Origin of the sequence: Streptomyces sp. NPDC059900, assembly GCF_050270335.1 — a bacterium.
Classification (GTDB): Bacteria; Actinomycetota; Actinomycetes; order Streptomycetales; family Streptomycetaceae; genus Streptomyces.
Genome location: NZ_JBNNJZ010000965.1, coordinates 1 through 1,943 on the forward strand (window position 1 = coordinate 1; position 1,943 = coordinate 1,943).

The 1,943-nt window shown below is 68.8% G+C and carries 2 protein-coding genes; one reads left to right on the top strand and one right to left on the bottom strand.

Annotated features, from left to right (window positions below):
- Window positions 1-28: 28 nt before the first annotated feature.
- Window positions 29-1,006 (top strand): DUF2891 domain-containing protein, encoded by a 978-nt coding sequence (locus ACQKIP_RS46230; RefSeq protein ID WP_365862022.1) that lies wholly within the window; start codon window positions 29-31, stop codon window positions 1,004-1,006.
- 307 nt (window positions 1,007-1,313) lie between these two features.
- Here ACQKIP_RS46230 and ACQKIP_RS46235 read toward each other — a convergent pair.
- Window positions 1,314-1,943: hypothetical protein (locus ACQKIP_RS46235; RefSeq protein WP_427745745.1), on the bottom strand; the 630-nt coding region annotated here is incomplete at its 5' end.

A 1,943-nucleotide genomic window follows, 5' to 3' on the forward strand; every position in this document is an offset into this window, starting at 1 on the left:
CGCAACCCCGCCCCACCGAAAGGACCCCATGCTCACCCCGGAGGAAACCGCCCAGCTGGCGGCAGCCAACGTCACCCGCGAGTACCCCAACTTCACGGCGCACCTGACCGCTTCACCGGACGACACCCCGCGCCCGAGCGACCTCCACCCCGCCTTCTACGGCGCCTACGACTGGCACTCGTCGGTCCACATGCACTGGCTGCTGGTGCGCACGCTTCCCGCGCTCGACGACCCCGCCCCGTACACCGACGTACTCGACCGGCACCTCACCCGCGCCCACCTCGCCACCGAGGCCCAATACCTTCTCGGCCGCCCGAGCTTCGAGCGCCCCTACGGCTGGGCCTGGCTGGTCGCGCTCGCGGCGCAGTGCCACGGCACGCAGTGGGCGCAGGCCTTCGCCCCCGCCGTGGAGGCGGTCGACCGCCTCCTGACGGACTGGCTGCCGAAGGCCACGTATCCCGTGCGCCACGGCGCCCACGCCAACAGCGCCTTCGCGCTCGGCCTGATCCTCGACACGGGAGAGCGGGCCGGGCTGCCGGCCCGCACCCTCGACGCCGTACGCGAGCGGCTGCGCGGCTGGTTCGTCGACGACCACGATGCGCCCGCCCATTGGGAGCCCTCCGGCCAGGACTTCCTCTCGCCGTCCCTGACGGAGGCCGACGCGATGCGCCGCGTGCTGAACACCCGGGAGTTCGCCGCCTGGCTGGACCGCTTCCTCCCCGCCCTCGCCACCGGTGGGCCCTGTCCGCTGCTCGATGTACCCCTCGTCTCCGATCACAGTGACCCGCAGATCGGCCACCTCCTCGGCCTCGCGCTCTCCCGCGCCGCCGCCCTGCGCGCGATCGCGAACGCACTGCCTCAGGGAGTCGTGCGCGAACGGCTTGCCAAGGCCGCGCAGGAACACCTCGACGCCGGTCTCCCGGCCGTCGAGAGCGGTGACTTCACCACCGATCACTGGCTCGCGACGTTCGCAGAACTCGCGCGTGAACACTACGAACGCACGTAGGCGTGATCGTTGTCCCGCACACCCTTGCGGGAGCTCGTAGTGTCCTCGCAGCCATGCCGATCATGGGATGTGAACGAGGGAAGAAGGGCTGGTGGGCGGCAGCGCTATCGACGCGCGCCTGGACTCTTGGGGTGGTGCCGCCGGGGCGCGCGGCGACCGGCGGTGCGTTCGCCGCAGCCACCCGGGCCCACGCCGTGATCGCCGTCTCCCTGCGCCGGGGCGTCAGCGGGCTCGGGATCGTCACCACTGAAGCGGATAGGGAAGGCTCACGCAGATTCTGTCACGAGCTCTCGAGGAACCTCAAAGATCAGTAATAGTCCTGGAAGGAAAAGGGCGGCAGCGTGCCGGCCGGATCGTCAGAGGCGGCGTCCGCAGCGAGGTCGCGGGCCTGTTCCAGCATGCTCCTGATGACCTCGTGCAAGGTGTAGTCAATCCCGCCAGTGTGAGAGGCATCTGGCAATGGGAGCTGCACAATCTCTTCGAAATGCCGGGCATCGGTCAGCGCGAGGACCATCAGTGCGTCCCTGGCGTACACGTTGAAGTCATTACTGTCCTTGTCGCTGCGGGCTTCGTGTAGAGCCTCCAGGGCTAGCTCCGTAGCGCTGTCGCAGTCGACCTCGATCAGCAGGTTGGCCAGGCGGCACAGCCAGGAACTTCTGGACTTGGAGGGGGGCAAGTGCTGTGTTTGCTCGGTGACCTGCTCTGCGAGCGCCTGGACCTTGCGCCGGGACAACGGGGTGTGAAGCAGGTGTGCCGCGACTTGCTCCAGCACGGCCTCGTGCTCCTCGGGTGGGAGCTTCCGGGCCGTACGCAGGGCTTTCGCCAGGAGTTCCGCCTGCAGTACAGGCCCGGCTCCGGCCAGGGCTGTGACCATGTCACAGCGTGCAAGTGCACGTTGTTCGCGGTCATGGATCTCGCGTGTGATCTGTCTGGCCCG